This is a genomic window from Luteolibacter sp. LG18 (assembly GCF_036322585.1).
Lineage (GTDB): Bacteria > Verrucomicrobiota > Verrucomicrobiia > Verrucomicrobiales > Akkermansiaceae > Luteolibacter.
Map to the genome: position 1 here is coordinate 5,079,278 of NZ_AP024600.1, position 19,943 is coordinate 5,099,220.

The window sequence follows — 19,943 nt, forward strand, 5'->3', positions numbered from 1 at the left end:
GGCGTTTTCACGGTTCCATCCGGGGTATTTCGCCCGATTCAGTGAATTTACCGCCCCTTTGACCGAAAACCGCACGGAGGACCCCGGAAACGGTCAAATGCCCCTCTATTACTGCTTGGCAATCGGCCCGGCTTGAAGTTCATTTCCCGGCCCCGGATCGGGGTACGATTCTCCGTCCGGGGCCCTCATTGAGCTGCAACCGCCGCATGGCGCGGCGTTTGCTGTCCCAGGCCGAAACGATGAATCCGTTCTACCACACGAGCACGCCGCTGGTGCCAGGCTCCCTGCACCAGCTTTCCCAAGAGCACGACAACTGCGGCATGGGCGCCATCGCCCACCTGAAGGGAAAACGTTCGTACCAGGTTCTGGATTACGCGTTGACCTCCGTCTGCTGCATGACCCACCGCGGCGCGGTGGACGCGGACATGAAGACCGGCGACGGCTCCGGCGTCCTCACCCAGATCCCCTTCCCGCTGTTCCGCAAGGCCGCCGCCAAGCTGGGCACCACGCTGGAAAACGACGCCGATCTGGCCGTGGGCGTGTTCTTCTTCCCCTTCGGCAACGCCAAGGCCATCGAGCAGATCAAGTCGATCACCAACGACGTGCTGTCAAAGCGCGGCATCGCCCGCATCGGCTGGCGTGAAGTGCCGGTGGACGTGGATGCCCTCGGCAAGGTCGCCGCCAGCAGCCGCCCTCAGGTCGAGCACCTGCTGATGCTCAAGCCCGCCGGTTGGGATGCCGACCAGTTCGAGCGCCAGCTTTACCTCACCCGCCGCGAGATCGAGCGCCTCACCAAGGAGATAGCGAACTTCTACATGCCGTCGTTCTCCAGCCGCCTGCTGTCCTACAAGGCGCTGGCGATGCCCGCCGCCCTGCGCGGGTTCTACCTGGACCTGCAGGACTCGGACTACGAGGTGGCGATCTCCCTCTACCACCAGCGTTTCTCGACGAACACCTTCCCCGCCTGGCCGCTCGGACAGCCGTTCCGCATGATGTGCCACAACGGCGAGATCAACACCGTGGAGGGCAACCGCCACTGGATGACCTCCCGCGAGGAATTCTTCGCGTCCCCGGTGTGGGGCGACGAAATCGCGGTGGTCCGCGACCTGATCCGCCACGGTGAGTCCGACTCCGCCTCGCTCGACCACGCGCTCGAGCTGCTCGTCCTCTCCGGCCGCTCGCTGGAGCACGCCATGTGCATGCTCGTGCCGCCGGCCTACCGCAATGACGAGGAGATCTCCGACGACCTCCGTGCCTTTTACCAGTACAATCGCTCCTTCTCGGAGCCGTGGGACGGCCCGGCCGGCCTCGTCTACACGGATGGCACCAAGCTCTGCGCCTCCCTCGACCGCAACGGCCTGCGCCCGTCCCGCTACAAGCTCACCGAGGACGGCATCCTCTACATCGGCTCCGAGGCCGGTGCCGTGGTCATCGAGGACTCCACCGTGGTCCGCAAGGGCCGCCTCGGCCCGGGCCAGATGCTTTCCGCGAACACCGTGACCGGCGAGCTGAAGTACGACCGCCAGATCAAGGAGGAACTCGCCCAGCAGAAGCCCTACCGCCGCTGGATCGACGAGCACCGCCTCGAACTGCGCAAGTTCGTCTCCCCGGACGCGCACGCCCCGGACGTGGACTACTCCGCCCAGGAGCTGTCCCGCCAGCAGGTCGCCCACGGCCTCACGCAGGAGGACCTGGACATGGTCTTCCCGCCGATGATGAAGGGCGCGCAGGAAGCCGTCTTCTCGATGGGCGACGACATCCCGCTGGCCGTGCTCTCGCACTACCCGCGCCTGCTCTACACCTACTTCAAGCAGCTCTTCGCCCAGGTCACCAACCCGCCGATCGACCCGATCCGCGAGTGGGCCGTGATGTCGCTCTCCGCCGGCCTCGGACCGGAGCGCAACCTCCTGGATGAAACTCCGGAGCACTGCCGGATCATCAACCTGGAATCCGCCCTTCTCTTCGAGCACGAGCTCGAGAAGGTCCAGCAGCTCGGCATGCACGGCTTCCCCGCCAGCACGCTCGACATGACCTGGGACGCCAAGGAAGGCGCGGCCGGTCTGAAGAAGCGCCTCGACGTCCTCTGCACCGAGGCCGAGAACGCCGTCGACCACGGTTACAACATCCTCGTTCTCTCCGACCGCGGCACGTCCTCGAACCGCGTCGCGATCCCGACCATCCTCGCCATCGGCACCGTCCACCACCACCTCACCCGCGTCCGCAAGCGGATGCGCACCTCGATCGTGGTGGAGACCGGTGAAGCCCGTGACGTGCACCAGATCGCCTGCTGTTTCGGCTTCGGCGCCACCGCCGTCTGCCCGTATCTCGGCTATGCCACCGTCCGCAACCTGGTCCACCAGGAAGCCGCCAAGGGCAAGGCCGAGATCAGCGTCGGCAAGGCGATGACCAACTACCGTAAGGCGCTGGAGAAGGGCCTGCTCAAGATCATGTCCAAGATGGGCATCAGCGTGCTGAACTCCTACCAGGGCGCGCAGATCTTCGAAGCGGTCGGCATCGGCAAGGACGTCATCAATTTCTCGTTCTCCGGCGTTTCATCGAAGATCGGCGGCATCGGCTTCGAGCAGATCGCGGAGGAATCGCTGGTGCGCCACCGCGCCGCCTTCGAGGCCACCGTGGCCGCGGGCGAAACGCTCAACCTCGGCGATCCGGGCTACAACCGCTACCGCAAGTCCGGCGAGCGCCACGCGCTGACCACCGAGGTCATCAAGAACTTCCACACCTTCGTGAAGACCGGGAAGCACGAGGACTACGACGATTACGTCAAGGTCACCCTCGAAAGCTCGCCCGTCGCCATCAAGGACCTCATCGAGTTCGCCCCGGCCGCGTCCGGACCGATCCCGATCGAGGAAGTCGAGTCCATCGAGGAGATCCGCAAGCGCTTCACCACCGCGGCGATGTCGCTGGGCGCGCTGTCCCCGGAAGCCCACGAAACCCTCGCCATCGCGATGAACCGCATCGGCGGCAAGTCGGACTCCGGCGAGGGCGGCGAGGACCCGGTGCGCTTCAAGCCGTATCCGAACGGCGACTTCGCCCGCTCCTACATCAAGCAGATCGCCTCCGGTCGTTTCGGCGTCTCCGCCTACTACCTGGTCAATGCCGACGAGCTGGAGATCAAGATGGCGCAGGGCGCGAAGCCCGGTGAGGGCGGCCAGCTCCCCGGCCACAAGGTCAACGCGCTCATCGCCCGCCTGCGCAACACGCAGCCCGGCGTGCAGCTCATCTCGCCGCCGCCGCACCACGACATCTACTCGATCGAGGACCTCGCGCAGCTCATCCACGACCTGAAGGAAGTGAACCCGGGCGCCCGCATCACCGTGAAGCTCGTCGCCGAGTCCGGCGTGGGCACGGTGGCCGCCGGCGTGGCGAAAGCCTCCGCGGACAACATCCTGATCTCCGGCCATGAAGGCGGCACCGGGGCCTCCCCGCTGTCTTCCACCAAGCACGCCGGTTCCTCGTGGGAACTCGGCCTCGCCGAGGCCCAACAGACGCTGCTCATCAACAACCTCCGCAACCGCGTGACGGTCCGCACCGACGGCGGCCTGCGCACCGGCCGCGATGTCGTGATCGCCGCCGCGCTCGGAGCCGAGCAGTTCAACTTCGGCACCATCGCGATGATCGCCATGGGCTGCGTCTACGTCCGCAAGTGCCACCTGAACAACTGCCCGGTCGGCATCGCCACCACCGATCCGAAGTTCCGCGCCAAGTTCAAGGGCACCCCGGAGATGGTCATCAACTTCTTCAACGGCGTCTCCCAGGAGGTGCGTGAAGTCATGGCCTCCATCGGCGTGCGCAAGCTGGACGACCTCATCGGCCGCCCGGAATACCTCAAGCAGCGCCATGTCCCGGATCACCCGAAGGCGAACTCGCTCGACCTCGCGCCGATCCTCAAGGACGTGATCCCGACCCTCGCGGAGGCCACCGGCGTCCCCGCGGACACGATCGCCCGCATCCGCACCCAGGAGCGCAACGACGGTATTTCCAAGAAGTCCCTCGACATCCAGATCCTCTCCGACTTGGTCAAGGCGATCACCGGCAATGCCCTGCCCGACGCCCCGGAATACGGCGCCACCGCCGTGTCCGACGAAATCGGCAAAGCCCTGCTGGTGCTGCCGGACCGCGCGGGCGTGAAGCTCGATTACGACGTGGTCAACACCGACCGCAACATCGCCACCCGCCTCAGCGGCCGCATCGCGGAAGCCTACGGCGACCGCGGCCTGCCCGCGGGCTCTGTCCACATCACCTGCCGCGGCACCGCCGGCCAGTCCTTCGGCTGCTTCCTCGTCCGCGGGGTGAAGCTGGAGCTCATCGGTGAGGCCAACGACTACGTCGGCAAGGGCATGGCCGACGGCGAGATCCTGATCCGTGTCTCCGAGGACGCCAACTTCGAAGCCGCCACCAACACCATCGCGGGCAACACCTGCTTCTACGGTGCCACCGGTGGCCGCGCGTTCATCAACGGCCGCGTCGGCGAGCGCTTCGGCGTCCGCAACTCCGGTGCCACCACCGTCATCGAAGGCTGTGGCGACCACGGCTGCGAATACATGACCAACGGCACCGTCGTCATCCTCGGCAAGACCGGCAAAAACTTCGGCGCGGGCATGTCCGGCGGCACGGCGTATGTCTATGACATCGACGACCGCTTCTACTCCCGCGTGAACTCCGAGATGGTCGTGGCCCTGCCGATGAAGCGCGAGGCCGACCTGGCCGAGCTGAAGGGCCTCATCGAGCTGCACGCCGAGAAGACCGGCAGCCCGCGCGCCAAAGAACTCCTCGCCGATTGGCAGAAGTCCGCCTCCAAATTCGTCCGCGTGATCGCCAAGGAGCGCGCCGCGCTGGAAGAAGCCGAGGAAAAGCACGAAGCCGCCTCCATCCCGGCGGTGGCGAAGTAAGCCCCCCCGGCCTTCAGATCCTGATTCCCAAAATGGCGGCCCCGATCAGGGCCGCCATTTTTGTTTCTTCGTTCGTAGTCCCGCCTTCAGGCGGCCTCTTGCGGCAGCGACGCGTCAGACGCCCCGGTGAACGGGGAACTACAAACGAAGAGCTCTTCCCGATTGCATTCGGCGTGCTGCTCGTTTTGTTGGGGGCGGGAATGAAACCGTCCTGATCCGCCGTAGAAGCCACCGCCACCCATGTCTCCTCTCCAAGGTCAGACCATCCTCGTCACCGGTGCCTCCAGCGGCATCGGCCGCGCGCTGTGCGAACAGCTCGTCTATCGCGGTGCGAACGTGCTCGGCGTGACCCGCCGCCCCTCCGCACTGCCGGAGGACGTCAGCCCGATCGTGGCCGACCTGTCGCAGCGGGACGAGGTTTCCACCGTGTTCCGCGGCCTCGGCCGGATCGACGCGCTGGTGAACTCCGCCGGCATCGCCCACCTCGCCCCGATCATCAATGGCAACCCGGCCGATTGGGAGGAGATGTGGCGCGTGAACGTGCTGGCCCTCACGCTCTGCTGCCAGCTCTCGCTGCGTCATTTCCCGGCCGATGGCGGACGGATCGTGAATGTGTCCTCCATGAGCGGCCACCGAGTGCCGCCGACCGGTGGCTTTTACTCGCCGACGAAGTTCGCGGTGCGGGCCGTGACCGATTCCCTGCGCCACGAGCTGAAGGCGGCGGGCTCGAAGATCCAGGTCTCCAGCGTGTCCCCGGGCTTCGTCGACACGCCGCTGTTGGAAACCTATTTCCTGGGCCGCGAGGAGACGTTGAAAGGCATCCGCGCGCACATGAAGATGCTCACTCCGGTGGACGTCGCGTATTGCATCCTCACCATCCTGGAAGCCCCCGCCCACGTGGAGATCGGAGACATCCAGCTTCGCAGTTCGGACCAGCCGCAGTAGTACAAGCATTCTTGCTTGTGAGTGGGTGGAGCTGACTTTCCTTACTAGCGGGAATCATCCCAAGAAAGAACCGCGATGAAGTTCGTGGGACATTTGCCGCTCTCCACCGAGGTGCACCTGCCCCACTCACAAGTTGAAAACTTGTTACTACTTTTCCCCGCACCCTAGCGCGCGCCACTCTTCTGTCCGGCACTTTCCTTCACCTTGGTCATCAGGTCCTGGAAAGTCTTCAGGTCCGCATCGGTCCTGAAATACAAATTCCCGTCCTTCTCGATCCAGCGCCCCTTGGACTCCTCCAGAAACTTCACGGCGTTGGTCGCGTGGCCCAAAGTCTGAAGCTCCATTTTGTATGACTCGACCGTCAGGGTGCGGAGCCCGTTACTTTGGTTCAACGTCTCCAAGGCTTTGATTTTATAATCTCCGGTGATGCCCGCCGCATCCAACCTCCGGGGCCATTCGTTGAGCAACTCCTCCTGCTCCGCCTTGCGCTTGATCAGAAGCTCGCGGCTCTTTTTCAACAGGCCGTGGCTTTCAATAAAGCCCTTGTCCGCGAACAGCCTCTTGGCATCGAAAAGTTTCTCAATACCGCTCTTTTCCCTCTCGTCATTGTGTCGGGCTGCAATCGCGGCCAAATCCTTGATGTAAGCCTTCATCATCACACCCAGCCTCTGGGTTTGGACACTCTCTTCCGAAAGCTGGATGCCTTCCGGGGCGGGGCGCTTTTCGGGCCGAACCTGCTGCTGCGGCGGCTCCGCCTGTTGCTGTGGAACGTCGATGTGGGCCACCGGCTCCGGCGCTTCGCTTCCACCCTTGACCGGCTTCAGGGTGCATATCGCTCCCACGCCCATGACGGCGATGACGACGGCGCTAATCGAATAGGTTAGCGCATATCCCCGGATGAATGACCGATCGTATACCTGCATGACCACCGCTCCGACCAGTCCGGCCAACACGGCGAGGATCACTCCGCCTGCCAGCATAACGGTCGAATGTCCGGCGATCTGCGCCGGTGTCGCGCCACTCCGATCCGTCATCACCATGGCAGCGAGAACCATCGCCAAGGCGATCCCCGTGGAAACCAGGACGATCAACACGGAGTTGCCCCATCGCGCCGCACGCTTCACCTCGGGCGACGGCGACCCTGCCATCCCGCCCGGCGCGGAACTCGCCGCGGGCACCACCACCTCTCCGCGGCAATGGGGACATTTCGCCGTCATTCCGGCAACATCGTCGCGGGCATGGATGACCGCATGGCAATGGTTGCACTGAAAATCAATCATATGTGACATTCAGCCTATCGCCCGAAAAGCTGCTTGCCCAGCGATAACACCGTGATCATTCCGCCACGGGCATGACCTATCTCCGTCTTTGCTTTTTACCACCGGGCAGGGACTCCATCGCCTCCGCCACGGCCACGGGCAGGTTGACCCCGCCATTGCCGCCGAGTCGGCGGTCGATCTCCTCGAGCCGCTGGATCAGGTCCCGCACTTCGTTCCGGGCATAGGGACCACCCGCCGCCTCGCAGAAATGGGTGCGGCAGCCGAAGGGGCGGCCGTCGTAGATCTGGCACAGGCCGTTTTTCCCGAGGAAGGGGCACGAACCGTCCGCGGGCGGCACGACCTCCTTCCTGCCCGCCGCGCGCCAAGCCCGCGCGGCCACCAGCGCCTCCCCTTTCGTAAGGAACGGCGTGCGGCCATTGAGCCGGAAGCGACAGCACTGCGATACGCCGGTGCAGTTCCGCGACACTGGCCGGGCGGCCAGCGCGGCGTAAACCTCGCGCACCGCGGCGATGGCCTCATCCGACATGGCGGGACGTTGCCCCCCTCCCCGGCCCGCGGTCAATGCCCGATGCGGCGGCTCATTTCCCCAGCTCCGCGAGCAGCAGGATGATGTCGATCACGAACATCAGCACGATCGCCGCCTCCAGCACCAGCATCACCCGGTGGTTGTGCTCCTGCTTGAGCATCTCGTAGAGGTTATCGAGGGTCTTCAATTTGTCGTCGATCGTGTGGTGCCAGTCGGCGAGGTGGAAGCGCTTCGAAACGGTGTCGTAGAGGCGCGCGAGGTGCCAATCGCCGAAGAACTTGGTGATGTTCGAGATCTCGTCGCTGAAGCGGGCCAGATCGATGCGGACCTCCCGCAGGTGGGGTAGCAGGTCCTTGCGGCGGGATGGGCGCGACGGACTCAGGAGGTCGGTATAGGATTTCTCCAACGCGGCATCGATGATGCGGTCGTAGGCGATCAGCTCCTCGAGCTGGAGATTGGCCAACTCGATCGCATAAAGCGCCTCCTCGAACTCGCCGGGGCGGTCCACCACCAGCGCCGCGTCCCAGTCCGCCACCACCAGGTCGGTCTGGTAGTAGGTGAGGTAGCGCGAGGTCGATTCGCGGGCCTCCTGGTGGGACAGGCGCTGCGGTTCGCTTTCCTGGGTCACCAGCGCGGCGATGGTGCGGCGGTGGGAGCGGAACCAGTCCGCGCTGTTGAATGCCTCGTCCGGCGTCTCCAGACAATAGACCTGGTAGTCCTCGCCTTCCGGCAATTCCGCCGCGGGCCGGACGGCCAGGGGTGCGAGTTCGGCCCGGAGTTGCTCGGCGAGTTCCAAGGCATGGGCCTTGATGACGCCCTCGGCGAACGACGGCTGGTGAAACGGGATCAGGTCTTCCAAGGAGCCGACCGCGAACGGCACGCGCAGGGTGATGCTAACCGCGCCGATCGGCAGCACCTTCACGATGCGCTCGACGGTGGCATCGCCCAGCGGAGTCGGCAGCGTCACCGGATCGAGATGCGCCATGCGCGGCAGGTAGAACAACTGCTGGCGCGGGCTGCCCTTCGAAATGCCCAACTGGTGGGGCACGAGCGGCTTGCCAAGGAGGACATTGAGGTCCACGCGCTTGAGTTCATACGCGACATCGAAGGCGTGGAAGAAGACGACTTCCCCTTTCAGCGCGGTTGGATGGGAAACAAGCACCCGCTACGAAGATAGGCGGACAAGCGGCGGCTGTCAGGTGGTTTCGGGTGACGAAAGGCCGGGCTTCCAGTCACTGGGAGTGGTGGATTTCGATCCGCCATTTCGGGAAGCGATCTCCAATGGCTTCGCGACCATCGGAACCGTGGGGTCACCGGGAATCAAAGAGTCATGCATGTCGCACCAAACATGGCGGATCGAAATCCGCCACTCCTTGAGTCGCTCAGCGCCCTACCACCCGCACCTCGTCCGCCTGGAGGAGGCGTTCGATCTGGCCGTCCACGGAAAGAAGCAGCTCGCCCCCCGCTCCGATGCCTTCGCAGAAGCCCTCACGCGGACCATCCGCGGACACCAGCCGGATCCGCTCGCCGGTAAGCACGCAGCGGGAACGCACCGCATCGAGCAGCAACGGGAAATCCGCGCCGATCTGATGCCGCCGGATATCGAGACGCCGCAGGATCTCCGCGAACACCCCGGCGCGGTCCACCGGCTCGCCTGTTTCCAGACGCAGCGAGGTGGCGCTGTCCGCCAGCTCCGCGGGAAACTCCCCGACGTTCACATTCACCCCGATGCCGATGACCACGTGGTTGCCACCGGATTCCACGAGCACGCCGCACACCTTCCGGCCATCGATCCACACATCGTTCGGCCACTTGATCCCGGCGGTCACGCCATGGAGTTCCAGAGCCTCGGCCACGGCCAGTCCGGCCGCCAGCGCGAGCCGCGGCCACAGGCCGACCGGCTCCACCGGACGCACCAGCACCGAAAACGCCAGCGCTTCCCCGGGCGGACACACCCACGCGGCCCCGCGACGGCCCCGACCGGAGATCTGCCGGTTCGCGATCACCACCGCTCCATCGGCCGCTCCCGCATTGGCGAGGCGGCGGACCTCGTCATTGGTCGAATCGATCTCCTCGCGGATGAACAGCCGTATGCCATCTGGCAACAGCGGACCGACCGCCGCAAACTCCTCCACCGCGTTCATGGCGCGACGAAATCCATGCCCAGGTCGAGCGCGGGCGCGGAGTGGGTCAACGAGCCGATCGAAATGAAATCCACACCGGTTTCAGCGATCACCCGCACGGTCGCGAGGTTCACATTGCCGCTGGCTTCGAGATAGGGTTTGTGGCGGTCGCCGCGCATCGCCACCGCCTTCCGCATCAGCTCGGGCGACATGTTGTCGAGAAGGATGTGGTCGACCCCTTCCAGCTCCAGGAAGGCCTCCACTTGATCCAGGCGGTCGGCTTCCAGCTCCACCTCCACCTCGGGGTGGTCGGCCTTCAGGCGATGGATCGATTTCTGGATCTCGGCGATGCCGCCCTCGGCAACGAGGTGGTTGTCCTTCACCATCGCGCGATCGTAGAGACCCATCCGGTGGTTGATGCCGCCGCCATTGAGCACGGCACGCTTTTCCAGCTTCCGGTAGCCCGGGGTGGTCTTGCGGGTGTCCAGGATGCGGGCTTGGGTGCCCTTCACCAGATCGGCATAGCGGGCAGTCACGGTGGCCACGCCACTGAGCCGCTGGAGGAAATTCAAGGCGGTGCGCTCCGCGGTAAGGATCGAGCGGGCGGGACCGGTGATGCACATGATCACCGCGCCTTCGGACACGCGGCTGCCATTTGGAAGCAGGATCTCCACCTCAAGGGCGACGTCCACTTCCTTGAAGACCATCTGGGCGATGTCGACTCCGGAAATCACGCCCTCCTTCCTCGCCACGATCATGGCGCGCGCCTGCCGGTCGGCGGGCACGAAATACGAAGCAGTCACGTCACCGAGGCCGATGTCTTCGGCCAAGGCGAGTTCGATCAGGACGCGGGCGGAGGCTTCCACGGCGGGAATCTAACGGGGAATCCGCCGGGCGCAAGCGGTTGCTCGTCAATCGCCTCATAAGCATTTGCTCGTTTGCGGCCTTCGGCCCAAGCCACCTCCATCACTTCCGCCCCGGCTCCTTCAACGGAGTTTCCAAGGAAACCGGAACGATGGGTTTGGGAAAACCCTCCGCATCCCACTCGATCTTCTGTACCCGGGTGGAGCGGCCCTTGTAGGTGTACTCCGCCGTGGTCTTGGCGTGGTAGGCGATCCAGTCCTCCTTGCCATCGGCGGACTTGAAGAAGCTGTGATGCCCCGGACCGTAGACATTCGCGGCATCGTTCCTCTGGAGCAGGGGTTCGGGTCGCTGGGTCCACGATGCCACCTTCATCGGATCATCCCCCTTCTTCATCCAGAGATAACCGACCTTGTAGTCCGGCTTCCCGGTATCGCACGCCGAGTAGGTGAGGAAGACACGGTCCTGGTGGATAAGAATGAACGGGCCTTCGCGAACCTCCTCGCAGCCGAAACCGGAGGCGGGAATCAACACCCGCGAGCCCGCGAGGGTGAAGGGGTCCTTCATGGCCGAAATGAAAAGACGATGCCCCGGATGGCCGGCCCACAGGAAGTAGAGCTTGCCGCCGGTTTCGAAGACGCTGCCGTCGATGGCGTAGAACTCATCCTTCGGATCGGTGCGGATCTGCACCGGCTCGGCATACGGGCCCTCGATCCTGCCGGTCTTGCTCTCCATCACGAACATCCGGTGGCGCTGGTCCTCGCCATCGGTCTTGGTGAAATAGCAGTACCATCTCAGGCCCCTCGGCCCCTGCAACCGATGAAACTCCGGGGCCCAGACACCGCTGCCCTTCTCCCAAATCGTGATCGGTTCCGCGTTCTTCAATCCGGCGACGGTGGGAGCCGACCACAGCCTCACCCGCGTCCCCTGCGTGGTGGCCAGACGATACGCGCCATCCGCATACGCCATCCAGGGATCGGCGGCGGGATTGATGGGATTAGAGAACGATTCATCCGCAACGGCTGCAGGAGGAACGGCGAGCAGCATGACAAGAGCGAGGCGACGGAGGGAGAAACGGATCACGGACATCGGAAAGGAGAGCAAAACCTCCCGCCTCGGAACGAAGGACGGGGTGTATCCCTCAAACGAAATCCGGTTCGGCGATTTATCGCCCGTTTCACCAGATGCCTCTCACTCCCCCACCACGCTCACCACGATCTCGCGATGGTGTGGCGCGCGGCGGTGCTCGAAGAGAAAAATCCCCTGCCAAGTCCCCAGCGTCATGCGCCCGCGAACCACCGGCACCACCTCGCTGGTGCGCGTGAGCGCCATGCGGATGTGGCTGGGCATGTCATCCGGCCCCTCCAGCGTGTGGATGAACCACGGGGTATCCTCGGGCACCAGCTTGTCGAAGAACACCTCCAGATCCCGCCGGGCGCTGGGATCGGCGTTCTCCATGATCACCAGGCTGGCACTGGTGTGACGGACGAAGACCGTGACGGTGCCGGTCGAGATCCCGGAGCGGGCGACAATCCCCGCCACCTCCGAGGTGATCTCGTAGGTGCCTTTTCCGCGGGGGTGGAGTTCGAGGGATTCGGCGTGGGCAGGCATGGTCGGCGTTTCAGGACAGAATTAACAAAATTTCCAGAATTCACAAAAAGGAGAACCCGGGCTTTCAGATTCGAAGGCAGGCTTCATGGTTTTGGTAAATTCTGAGAATTCTGTTAATTCTGTCGGAGTCGGCCGCCTTCAATCGAGTCGATCACGCCCACCCTTCAAGCACCCACTTGCCATACACGCTGCCGCCTTCCAGCGCCTCGTGGGCTTCGCGCAGGTGGTCCGGGGTGATCGTGCCGAGGTTTCGCGTCATCAACGGCTTGAGCTGGCCGGCTTCGATCCGGCACGCGATTTCCTCAAGGATCTCCCCCTGGCGGGACATGTCGTGGGTCTGGAACTTCGAGCGGGAGAACATGAACTCCCAGGCGATGCGGACGCACTTCGCCTTGAAGGGATCGCCGATTTTCAGCGCCTCCAGCGGCTCCACGATCATCCCGATCGCCCCCAGCGGCGCGATCAGCTCGCCCATCTGCTGCCAGTAGGCAGAGGGCTCGTGCAGGTTCACGATGAAGGGCACTTCGGAAAAACCGAGGGCGGAGAGCTGCGGGGCCAGCGGCTCGCGGTGGCTCACCACATGGTCCGCGCCCAGGTCGCGGCACCACGTTTCCGTATTCTCGCGGGAGGCGGTGGCGATGACTTCCAGGCCCGCGTGTTTTGCGAGTTGGATCAGCGCCGATCCCACGCCGCCCGCGCCATTGATGACGAGCAGGGCCTTGCCCGCATCGCCGCCGTGCTCGTCCACGCCCATGCGTTCGAACAACAACTCCCAGGCGGTGAGCGACACCAGCGGCCAGGCCGCGGCTTCCGCGAAACCGATCGTCGTCGGCTTGTGCGCCACGATGCGGGAGTCCACGAGTTGGAGCTCCGAGTTCGAGCCCGGCCGGGTCACGTCACCGGCGTAGAACACCTCGTCGTCCACGCGGAAATCGGCCACCTCGGAACCCACCGCCACCACCGTGCCCGCGGCGTCCCAGCCGAGGACGCGGGGCTCGAGGGAGCCACCGAGGGTCTTGCGGATCTTCGTGTCCACCGGGTTCACCGCCACGGCGGCCACTTTCACCAGCAGGTCGTGGGGACCGGGCACCGGCTCGGCGAGGTCGATGAAGGTGAGGCTGGAACGATCCGCGGAAGTGGCGCCGATGGCTTTCATGCGCCCATCGTTCGCCAGGGACCGGGTTCAGTGCAACCCCGGTTTCAATCCCACCCAAGCCGAGCCCCAGGTGATCACCCACGGGATGGTCAGCAGGCTCAGCACGGTGGTGGCCACCACCACCTGCACCGCGATCCCGGCGCGTCCGCCGTAGAGGCGGGCCAGCAGGATCGGCGTCATCGCCGCAGGCATCGCCGCCTGCACCACCAGCACCTGCTTCAACTCGATCGCCACCGGCAGGAACTTCGCCGCGGAAAGGATCACCAGCGGGGATAGGACCAACCGCACCAGCGCGCCACCGACCACCACCTTCCACGACGGACGCTCGTTTTTCGCCAGATCCAGCAAGATCGCGCCGGTCAGCATGATCGCCACCGGAAAGGCCCCGGAACCGAGCATGTGGATCGCTTCGCGGGGAGGACCCACGATCGATTGGTCGATCCCGGTCGCCACCAACAGAAGACCGCCCACCACCGCGAACACCGGACCATTCACCAGTTTCCGCCACTGGAAGGTATTGGAGCCGCTGAGCAGCATGACGCCCACCGACCACACCGCCAGCTCCACGCCGAGATTATGCACCGCCAGCACCGCCACCGCACCCGCCGACCACAGTTTTTCCACCACCGGAATCGCGGTGTAGCCGAAATTCTGGAGGCCCGAGGACAGGGCGAAGGTCCGCCGCCCGGTGCCCTTTTCCAAGCCGATCAGCTTTCCGAACACCCAGCCGATGGCGATCCCAGCCACCGGCAGCAGGAAACCGACCGCGATCGGCCACGTCACCGCGGACAGGTTCCGGACCGCCGACGACCCGAGGATCTTGTCCAACAGGAAGCACGGATACATCACGTGGAAGGCCACGTGCATGGTCGCCTCATCGTGGTCTCGGCGAAGAACTCCGACCCGCCGCAGGATGACGCCGATCAGCAGAAGCAAATACGGCGGCAGGACGGACCAGATGATCTCTTTCGTGGAAAGCACCGGCGGAGCCTTGTCCCCGCGGCCCCGGGACACAACCCCGAACTACCGGTCGGCCGTCCATGCCGCCTCCCTTTGAAACATCCCGGCTCCTGGTCCCGTTCCAATTGCGTGCGCTTTTTGTCCATTCTTCTCGCCTCCACCCTGCCCCTTGCCGCCGCTGTGCCTGCCCACCCGCGGTTGTTCATGCCCGCTGACGCCGTCGGACCGCTGAAATCCCGGCTCGGATCCGATCCCGTGGCGAAGCTGCTGCATGAGAAGGCCATGGGCCGCGCCGACCGCACGCTCACCGAGGAACCCGTGCGCTATGAGATCCCGGACGGCCTGCGCCTGCTGGGAGCCTCCCGCAATGCCATCGCCCACACCCTGCACACCGCCTACGCCTGGCGGATGACCGGGGACCGCCGGTATTTCGATCGCTGCGTGAAGGAACTTGATGCCGTCTGCGCCTTCCAGGACTGGAACCCGAAACACTTCCTCGACGTCGGTGAAATGGCCACCGCGGTCGCCATCGGCTACGATTGGCTCTATCCGGACCTCACCCCGGAGCAGCGGAAGCGCTACGAGGAAGCCCTGTCTGCGAAAGGCATCGCCGCCCTGCCGGAGAAGCCTCCGGGCTGGTGGAACCGCGCCACCAACAACTGGGCGCAGGTTTGCAATGGTGGTCTGATGCTCGCGGCGGATGCCATCCAGGACGTGAAACCCGAGCAGGCCGGACCGATCCTCACCCACACCCGCGATGTCATCAAAGCCTGCGAGAGCTTCTATAAGCCGGATGGAGCCTATCCGGAAGGCCCCGCCTACTGGCACTACGGCAGCTCCTATCACATCCTCGCCATGGCTGTGGAGGAACGCGATGCCCCATTGAAACTGGAGCCGCTGTGGCAACAGACCAGCCGCTTCCTCATCCACTCCACCGGCTCCAGCGGCATGCCATTCAACTACGCCGATGCCGGTCCCGGCCAAGCCGAGGTGTCCCCCGCACAAACCTGGCTCGCCACCCGCACCGGCGATGCCCTCGCCATCAAGAGTGTCCGGGATCTCATCCAGCGCCGCTACAGCGACAAGAAGCCGCCGTCAGACCGCTTCCTGCCGCTCACCCTGCTGTGGCTGCCTCCCGCGAAGGAGGCCGCCGCGCCGGAAACCAAGGCCATCTACCGCGGCGAGCAATCACTGGCCTTCCTCCGCAGCGATTGGTCGCCGGGCGCGCTCTGGCTGGGCATCAAGGGCGGCACGCCCGCCGCCTCCCACGGGCACATGGACAGCGGCTCCTTCGTGCTCGATTGGGCTGGCAGCCGCTGGTTCCACGACCTCGGCTCGGATGACTACAACATGCCCGGCTACTTCGGCAGCCAGCGTTTCACTTACTTCCGCCTCCAGAATCTCTCGCACAACACCCTCGTCATCGGCGGCGGACTGCAGAACCCGAAGGCAGCGTCCTGCCCGGTGAACCCCTTCCAGGAACGCGATGGTGCCACCACCTTCACCATCGACCTCAGCCCCGCCTACACCGACCAGTGCAAGGAAGCCCTGCGCAAGATCGCCTTCAACGGCGGGAAGCATGAGATCGATTTCACCGATGCCCTCAAGGACCCCACCGGCCCCGTCCGCTGGCAGGCCGTGACCGACGCCAAGGTCACACTCGACGGCCGCACCGCCACCTTGGAAAAAGAAGGCCACCAGCTCGTGCTCACCACGCCCAACGAGGGCGTGGCTTGGAAGCTCGCCGACGCCAAACCTCCCACGGAGAAGGAAAAACCGAACACCGGCTTCCGCATTCTTTCCGTGGAAACCCCCAAGGCCACCGAAGTCTCCCTCAAGGTCCACATTTCCGCGAAGTAGAACCCGTGGTCCCGATTGGAATTGCGGGCACGCGGCGCTTGTCCTGTGATGGACCCAGCGATGTTCGCCAAGATCAACTTCCTAACAGCCCTCTCGGCCCTGGTGCTTTTCTTCCTGCCGTGGATGGACATCCGCTGCAGCGGCAAAAGCGTGGCCACCCAAACCGGCTTCCAGACCATCACCGGCAGGTCCACCCCTTCCGAGGAGATGAAGCCGAAGCCCGCCGCGATCCAGATAAACCTCCCGGTGGCCGAGGAACGCCAGAAGGAATCCCTCGGCCATGCGGCGTTGATCGCCGTGGCGCTGGTGGATGTAGCGGCGGCGGTGGTGTTCGCTTTCCTCGCGCTGCGCACGGGCTCACCGCGCCACACCTGGCTCACCGGCGTCCTTTGCGCCATGGCCCTGACCTTGATCTGCATCCAGTGGGGCAATGGCTTCCCGGCCAAACAGAAGCTCACGGAATCCCTCTCGGGCCGGGCCTCGGAGCAAACCCGCCTCGATGGTTCCGCCGGCCTGGACCCGGGATTCGCCTCCGCCGCCATGCTCGACGTCGAGACCAAGCCGCTGCCCGGCCTCTACCTGACGCTCGCGGCCCTCGCCATCCCCACCCTGATCTGGGTCAATGGCCTGCTCGACCGGCTGAAGAAGCAGGAGGGTAAGTAGCGCGAGGCTCCTGCCTTGCGTGCTGGGTGGAGCTTTTCGCCGAAGAACCGGCAATCCATCAGGCGGGACACCATAAGCAGTTCGGATTGCCCTCTGAAAAATTGCACCCAACTTTCGAATGGTCCTTGCACGGAAGTTTCGACCCGCCCATTCTCCGCGCACCATGGCCTATCTGGACGACGATTTTCTTCTCCACTCCCCGACCGCCCGCCGCCTTTACCATGAGGTCGCGAAGGACCAGCCGATCCTCGATTACCACTGCCACCTTTCCCCGCGCGAGATCGCGACCGACCACCGCTGGGAAAACCTCGCCGATCTCTGGCTGGGCGGTGACCACTACAAGTGGCGCCTGCTCCGCGCCAATGGCGTGAACGAGGAGCTCATCACCGGCGACGCCACGCCGCGCGAGAAGTTCCAAGCCTGGGCGGAAACGGTGCCCTACACCCTGCGCAACCCGATCCACCACTGGACCCACCTCGAGCTGCGCCGCTACTTCGGCATCGAGAAGCTCCTGTCCCCGGCCACCGCCGATGAGATCTGGGAAACCGCCAATGCCCGCCTCGCCGACCCGGATTTCTCGGTCCGCGGCATCTTGAAGAAGTTCGACGTCCGGATGGTCGGCACCACCGATGACCCGGCCGATCACCTCGACGACCACGCCACCATCGCGGCTTCCGGTTTCAGCACCAAGGTGCTGCCCACCTTCCGCCCGGACAAGGTGTTCCAGGTCGACCGCCCGGAACTCTTCAACGGCTGGCTCGGGCGCCTCGAAACCACCGCGGACGCCAGCATCGCCACCTTCTCCGACCTGCTGGCCGCCCTGCAGAAGCGCCACGACGACTTCCACGCCGCCGGTGCCCGCCTGTCCGACCACGGCCTGGACCGCTGCCCCGCCCTGGCCTGCACGGACGCCGAAGCATCGCTGATCTTCGACAAGGCCCGCTCCGGCAAGCCAGTAACCGCCGACGAGAAGGAGAAGTTCTCGTTCTACCTGATGGTCTTCTTCGGCCAGCTCGATGCCGCCCGCGGCTGGACCAAGCAGCTCCACCTCGGCCCCTTCCGCAACACCAACTCCGCCATGGCCTCCCGCCTCGGCCCGGACAGCGGCTTCGACACCATCGGCGACACCCGCCAGGGTTCCGCGCTGGTCACCTACCTGGACGCGCTGGCCTCCCAAGGCGCACTGCCGAAGGTGGTGCTCTACAACATCAACCCGTCCGACAACTACCTCTTCGCCGCCCTCACCGGCGCCTTCCAGGACGGCTCCGTGCCCGGCAAGATCCAGTTCGGCTCCGGCTGGTGGTTCGCGGACCAGAAGAACGGCATGGAACTCCAGCTCGACGCCCTGTCCTCCACCGGCCTGCTCTCGCGCTTCGTCGGCATGCTCACGGACTCGCGCTCGTTCCTGTCGTTCCCGCGCCACGAGTACTTCCGCCGCATCCTCTGCAACCTGATCGGCACCGAAGCTGACCGAGGCGAGCTGCCGGACGACTTCGAAGCCCTCTCCGGCCTGATCCGCGACGTCTGCTTCGGCAATGCCAACCGGCATTTCGACCTGAACGTCTGAGGTTCCAGATCCGCCGATTTCACTTACAAGTCCCCTTCTACCGTGCGGTGGTCATGACTGCCGCACGGTTTTTTGCTGGATGCCTCCGCCGGGAAGTCGCTCCACCGGCTTTCCTGACGAAAGATCCTCTCCTCCATTCCCGAATACACCCGGTCATGATCAAACCCTTCGCCCTCACCCTGCTTTTCGCCGCGCCGCTGCTCGCAGCCCCCGTTCCCGTCTATCTCGGCACCCAGACCGGAGGCAAGGGCAACAGCCAAGGCATCTACCGCACCACCTTCGATCCGGACAATGGCAAGTTCGGCGAGGTCACCCTGGCCGCCACCTACCGCCAGCCCGGCTTCCTGACCCTCCATCCCGAAAAGCCGCTGCTCTACTGCACCGGCACCCCGGCCACGCCCTACGAGGACCGCACCGATTCCATCGCCGCCTTCAAGATCGAGACCGACGGCAAGCTGACCCTCCTCAAGGACCACTCCACCGGCGGTCGCGGCGCCTGCCACCTCTCCCTGGACGGCACCGCCCGCACGATGGCCGTGGCCAACTACGGCGACGGCCGTATCTCCACCGTCCGCCTCGATGCCGATGGCCTGCCGGAGAGCGTCGCCTCCGTGATCACCAACACCGGCACCGGTCCGCGACTCCCGCGGCAGGACAAGCCGCACGCCCACGGCGTCTACTTCACCAAGGCCAACAACCGCCTCTACGTCCCGGACCTCGGCCTCGACAAGGTCTGGAACCACGCCTTCGACCCCGCCACCTCCAAGCTCGGCGAGGCCACCTTCACCGCCACCGAACCCGGTGCAGGCCCGCGCCACATGACCTTCACCGCGGACGAACGCCAAGCCTACATCATCGACGAGCTCGACAACACCGTCACCGTCTGTCGCAACGACGGTGGCAAGCTCGAGCCGGTCCAGCGCATCGCCACCCTGCCCGAAGGCTGGAGCGGCGAGAACACCACCGCCGAAATCGAGATCTCGCCTGACGGCAAGTTCGTCTACGGCTCAAACCGCGGCCACGACTCCATCGTCGTCTTCTCGCGTGATGCGGACAGCGGCAAGCTCACGCTCGTCCAGCACGCCTCCTGCGGCGGCAAGGTCCCGCGTCACTTCAAGATCGCCCCGGGTGGCAAGTGGCTGCTCTGCGCCCACCAGGAAACGAACACCGTGACCGCCCTGCCGCTCGATCCCACCACCGGAAAACTCGGAACTCCCGGTGAGCCAACCGCTTGCCCGAATCCGATTTGCATCCTCTTCGTCGTGGGGCGAAAATAATTCCAGAAACGACTTGCATTTTTCCGCGAAACGTTGATTTTTGCGGCGCGCCGCAAGCGGTGCAACTTACCAACGCCTCGTTAGCTCAGTTGGTAGAGCAGTTGACTCTTAATCAATTGGTCCTAGGTTCGAGTCCTAGACGGGGTACCACTTTCCAACCAAAAAGGCTTAGGAGCAATCCTAAGCCTTTTTTGGTTTTACCGA

General features: G+C 64.6%; 15 protein-coding genes and 1 tRNA gene. 7 read left to right on the forward strand and 9 right to left on the reverse strand.

Annotated features, from left to right (window positions below):
* Positions 1-206: 206 nt before the first annotated feature.
* Positions 207-4,910 (forward strand): glutamate synthase large subunit, encoded by a 4,704-nt coding sequence (gene gltB / locus llg_RS20290; protein ID WP_338286857.1) that lies wholly within the window; start codon positions 207-209, stop codon positions 4,908-4,910.
* A gap of 240 nt (positions 4,911-5,150) precedes the next feature.
* Positions 5,151-5,855 (forward strand): SDR family NAD(P)-dependent oxidoreductase, encoded by a 705-nt coding sequence (locus tag llg_RS20295; RefSeq protein ID WP_338286858.1) that lies wholly within the window; start codon positions 5,151-5,153, stop codon positions 5,853-5,855.
* Between the two features lie 164 nt (positions 5,856-6,019).
* On the opposite strand, the gene llg_RS20300 is transcribed toward llg_RS20295, so the two are convergent.
* From llg_RS20300 to llg_RS20340, 9 genes are all read right to left on the reverse strand, one after another.
* A complete protein-coding gene (locus tag llg_RS20300; protein WP_338286859.1) occupies positions 6,020-7,135 on the reverse strand; it encodes a hypothetical protein in 1,116 nt (371 codons plus the stop codon).
* 76 nt (positions 7,136-7,211) lie between these two features.
* Positions 7,212-7,661, reverse strand: a complete 450-nt coding sequence (locus tag llg_RS20305) for a YkgJ family cysteine cluster protein (RefSeq protein WP_338286860.1) — start codon at positions 7,659-7,661, stop codon at positions 7,212-7,214.
* Between the two features lie 52 nt (positions 7,662-7,713).
* Positions 7,714-8,823: a hypothetical protein gene (locus llg_RS20310; protein ID WP_338286861.1), complete on the reverse strand. Its 1,110-nt coding sequence runs from the start codon at positions 8,821-8,823 to the stop codon at positions 7,714-7,716.
* Between the two features lie 220 nt (positions 8,824-9,043).
* Positions 9,044-9,805: a biotin--[acetyl-CoA-carboxylase] ligase gene (locus llg_RS20315; RefSeq protein ID WP_338286862.1), complete on the reverse strand. Its 762-nt coding sequence runs from the start codon at positions 9,803-9,805 to the stop codon at positions 9,044-9,046.
* The gene (nadC, locus tag llg_RS20320; RefSeq protein WP_338286864.1) at positions 9,802-10,650 is read right to left on the reverse strand and encodes a carboxylating nicotinate-nucleotide diphosphorylase; all 849 of its coding nucleotides are present in this window, start codon (positions 10,648-10,650) and stop codon (positions 9,802-9,804) included. Before nadC ends, llg_RS20315 begins: the two co-directional genes overlap by 4 nt.
* A 100-nt stretch (positions 10,651-10,750) precedes the next feature.
* The gene (locus llg_RS20325; protein ID WP_338286865.1) at positions 10,751-11,734 is read right to left on the reverse strand and encodes a glycoside hydrolase family 43 protein; all 984 of its coding nucleotides are present in this window, start codon (positions 11,732-11,734) and stop codon (positions 10,751-10,753) included.
* 102 nt (positions 11,735-11,836) lie between these two features.
* On the reverse strand, positions 11,837-12,256 hold the full coding sequence (locus llg_RS20330) for a secondary thiamine-phosphate synthase enzyme YjbQ (protein WP_338286866.1): 420 nt from the start codon (positions 12,254-12,256) through the stop codon (positions 11,837-11,839).
* A gap of 151 nt (positions 12,257-12,407) precedes the next feature.
* Positions 12,408-13,412: a zinc-binding alcohol dehydrogenase family protein gene (locus llg_RS20335; protein WP_338286867.1), complete on the reverse strand. Its 1,005-nt coding sequence runs from the start codon at positions 13,410-13,412 to the stop codon at positions 12,408-12,410.
* 27 nt (positions 13,413-13,439) lie between these two features.
* A complete protein-coding gene (locus tag llg_RS20340; protein ID WP_338286868.1) occupies positions 13,440-14,393 on the reverse strand; it encodes an AEC family transporter in 954 nt (317 codons plus the stop codon).
* A 117-nt stretch (positions 14,394-14,510) separates the two neighbouring features.
* Between llg_RS20340 and llg_RS20345 the strand changes: the two genes are divergently transcribed.
* The 5 genes from llg_RS20345 to llg_RS20365 all read left to right on the forward strand — a co-directional run bounded on the left by llg_RS20345 (position 14,511) and on the right by llg_RS20365 (position 19,889).
* On the forward strand, positions 14,511-16,232 hold the full coding sequence (locus llg_RS20345) for a heparinase II/III family protein (RefSeq protein ID WP_338286869.1): 1,722 nt from the start codon (positions 14,511-14,513) through the stop codon (positions 16,230-16,232).
* A 60-nt stretch (positions 16,233-16,292) separates the two neighbouring features.
* Positions 16,293-16,895 carry a hypothetical protein gene (locus llg_RS20350; RefSeq protein ID WP_338286870.1) on the forward strand — a complete coding sequence of 201 codons (603 nt, stop codon included), beginning with the start codon at positions 16,293-16,295 and terminating at the stop codon, positions 16,893-16,895.
* A gap of 163 nt (positions 16,896-17,058) precedes the next feature.
* Complete coding sequence (uxaC, locus tag llg_RS20355; RefSeq protein WP_338286872.1) at positions 17,059-18,462, forward strand: glucuronate isomerase; 1,404 nt, start codon at positions 17,059-17,061, stop codon at positions 18,460-18,462.
* A gap of 155 nt (positions 18,463-18,617) precedes the next feature.
* Positions 18,618-19,739: a lactonase family protein gene (locus tag llg_RS20360; RefSeq protein ID WP_338286873.1), complete on the forward strand. Its 1,122-nt coding sequence runs from the start codon at positions 18,618-18,620 to the stop codon at positions 19,737-19,739.
* 74 nt (positions 19,740-19,813) lie between these two features.
* Positions 19,814-19,889 (forward strand) — tRNA-Lys (locus llg_RS20365).
* The last annotated feature ends 54 nt before the right edge of the window (positions 19,890-19,943 follow it).

Coding starts and splice junctions, on each gene's coding strand:
- gltB (WP_338286857.1), top strand. CDS start 207: ATGGCGCGGCGTTTGCTGTCCCAGGCCGAAACGATGAATCCGTTCTAC.
- llg_RS20295 (WP_338286858.1), top strand. CDS start 5,151: ATGTCTCCTCTCCAAGGTCAGACCATCCTCGTCACCGGTGCCTCCAGC.
- llg_RS20300 (WP_338286859.1), bottom strand. CDS start 7,135: ATGATTGATTTTCAGTGCAACCATTGCCATGCGGTCATCCATGCCCGC.
- llg_RS20305 (WP_338286860.1), bottom strand. CDS start 7,661: ATGTCGGATGAGGCCATCGCCGCGGTGCGCGAGGTTTACGCCGCGCTG.
- llg_RS20315 (WP_338286862.1), bottom strand. CDS start 9,805: ATGAACGCGGTGGAGGAGTTTGCGGCGGTCGGTCCGCTGTTGCCAGAT.
- llg_RS20325 (WP_338286865.1), bottom strand. CDS start 11,734: ATGTCCGTGATCCGTTTCTCCCTCCGTCGCCTCGCTCTTGTCATGCTG.
- llg_RS20330 (WP_338286866.1), bottom strand. CDS start 12,256: ATGCCTGCCCACGCCGAATCCCTCGAACTCCACCCCCGCGGAAAAGGC.
- llg_RS20335 (WP_338286867.1), bottom strand. CDS start 13,412: ATGAAAGCCATCGGCGCCACTTCCGCGGATCGTTCCAGCCTCACCTTC.
- llg_RS20350 (WP_338286870.1), top strand. CDS start 16,293: ATGTTCGCCAAGATCAACTTCCTAACAGCCCTCTCGGCCCTGGTGCTT.
- uxaC (WP_338286872.1), top strand. CDS start 17,059: ATGGCCTATCTGGACGACGATTTTCTTCTCCACTCCCCGACCGCCCGC.
- llg_RS20360 (WP_338286873.1), top strand. CDS start 18,618: ATGATCAAACCCTTCGCCCTCACCCTGCTTTTCGCCGCGCCGCTGCTC.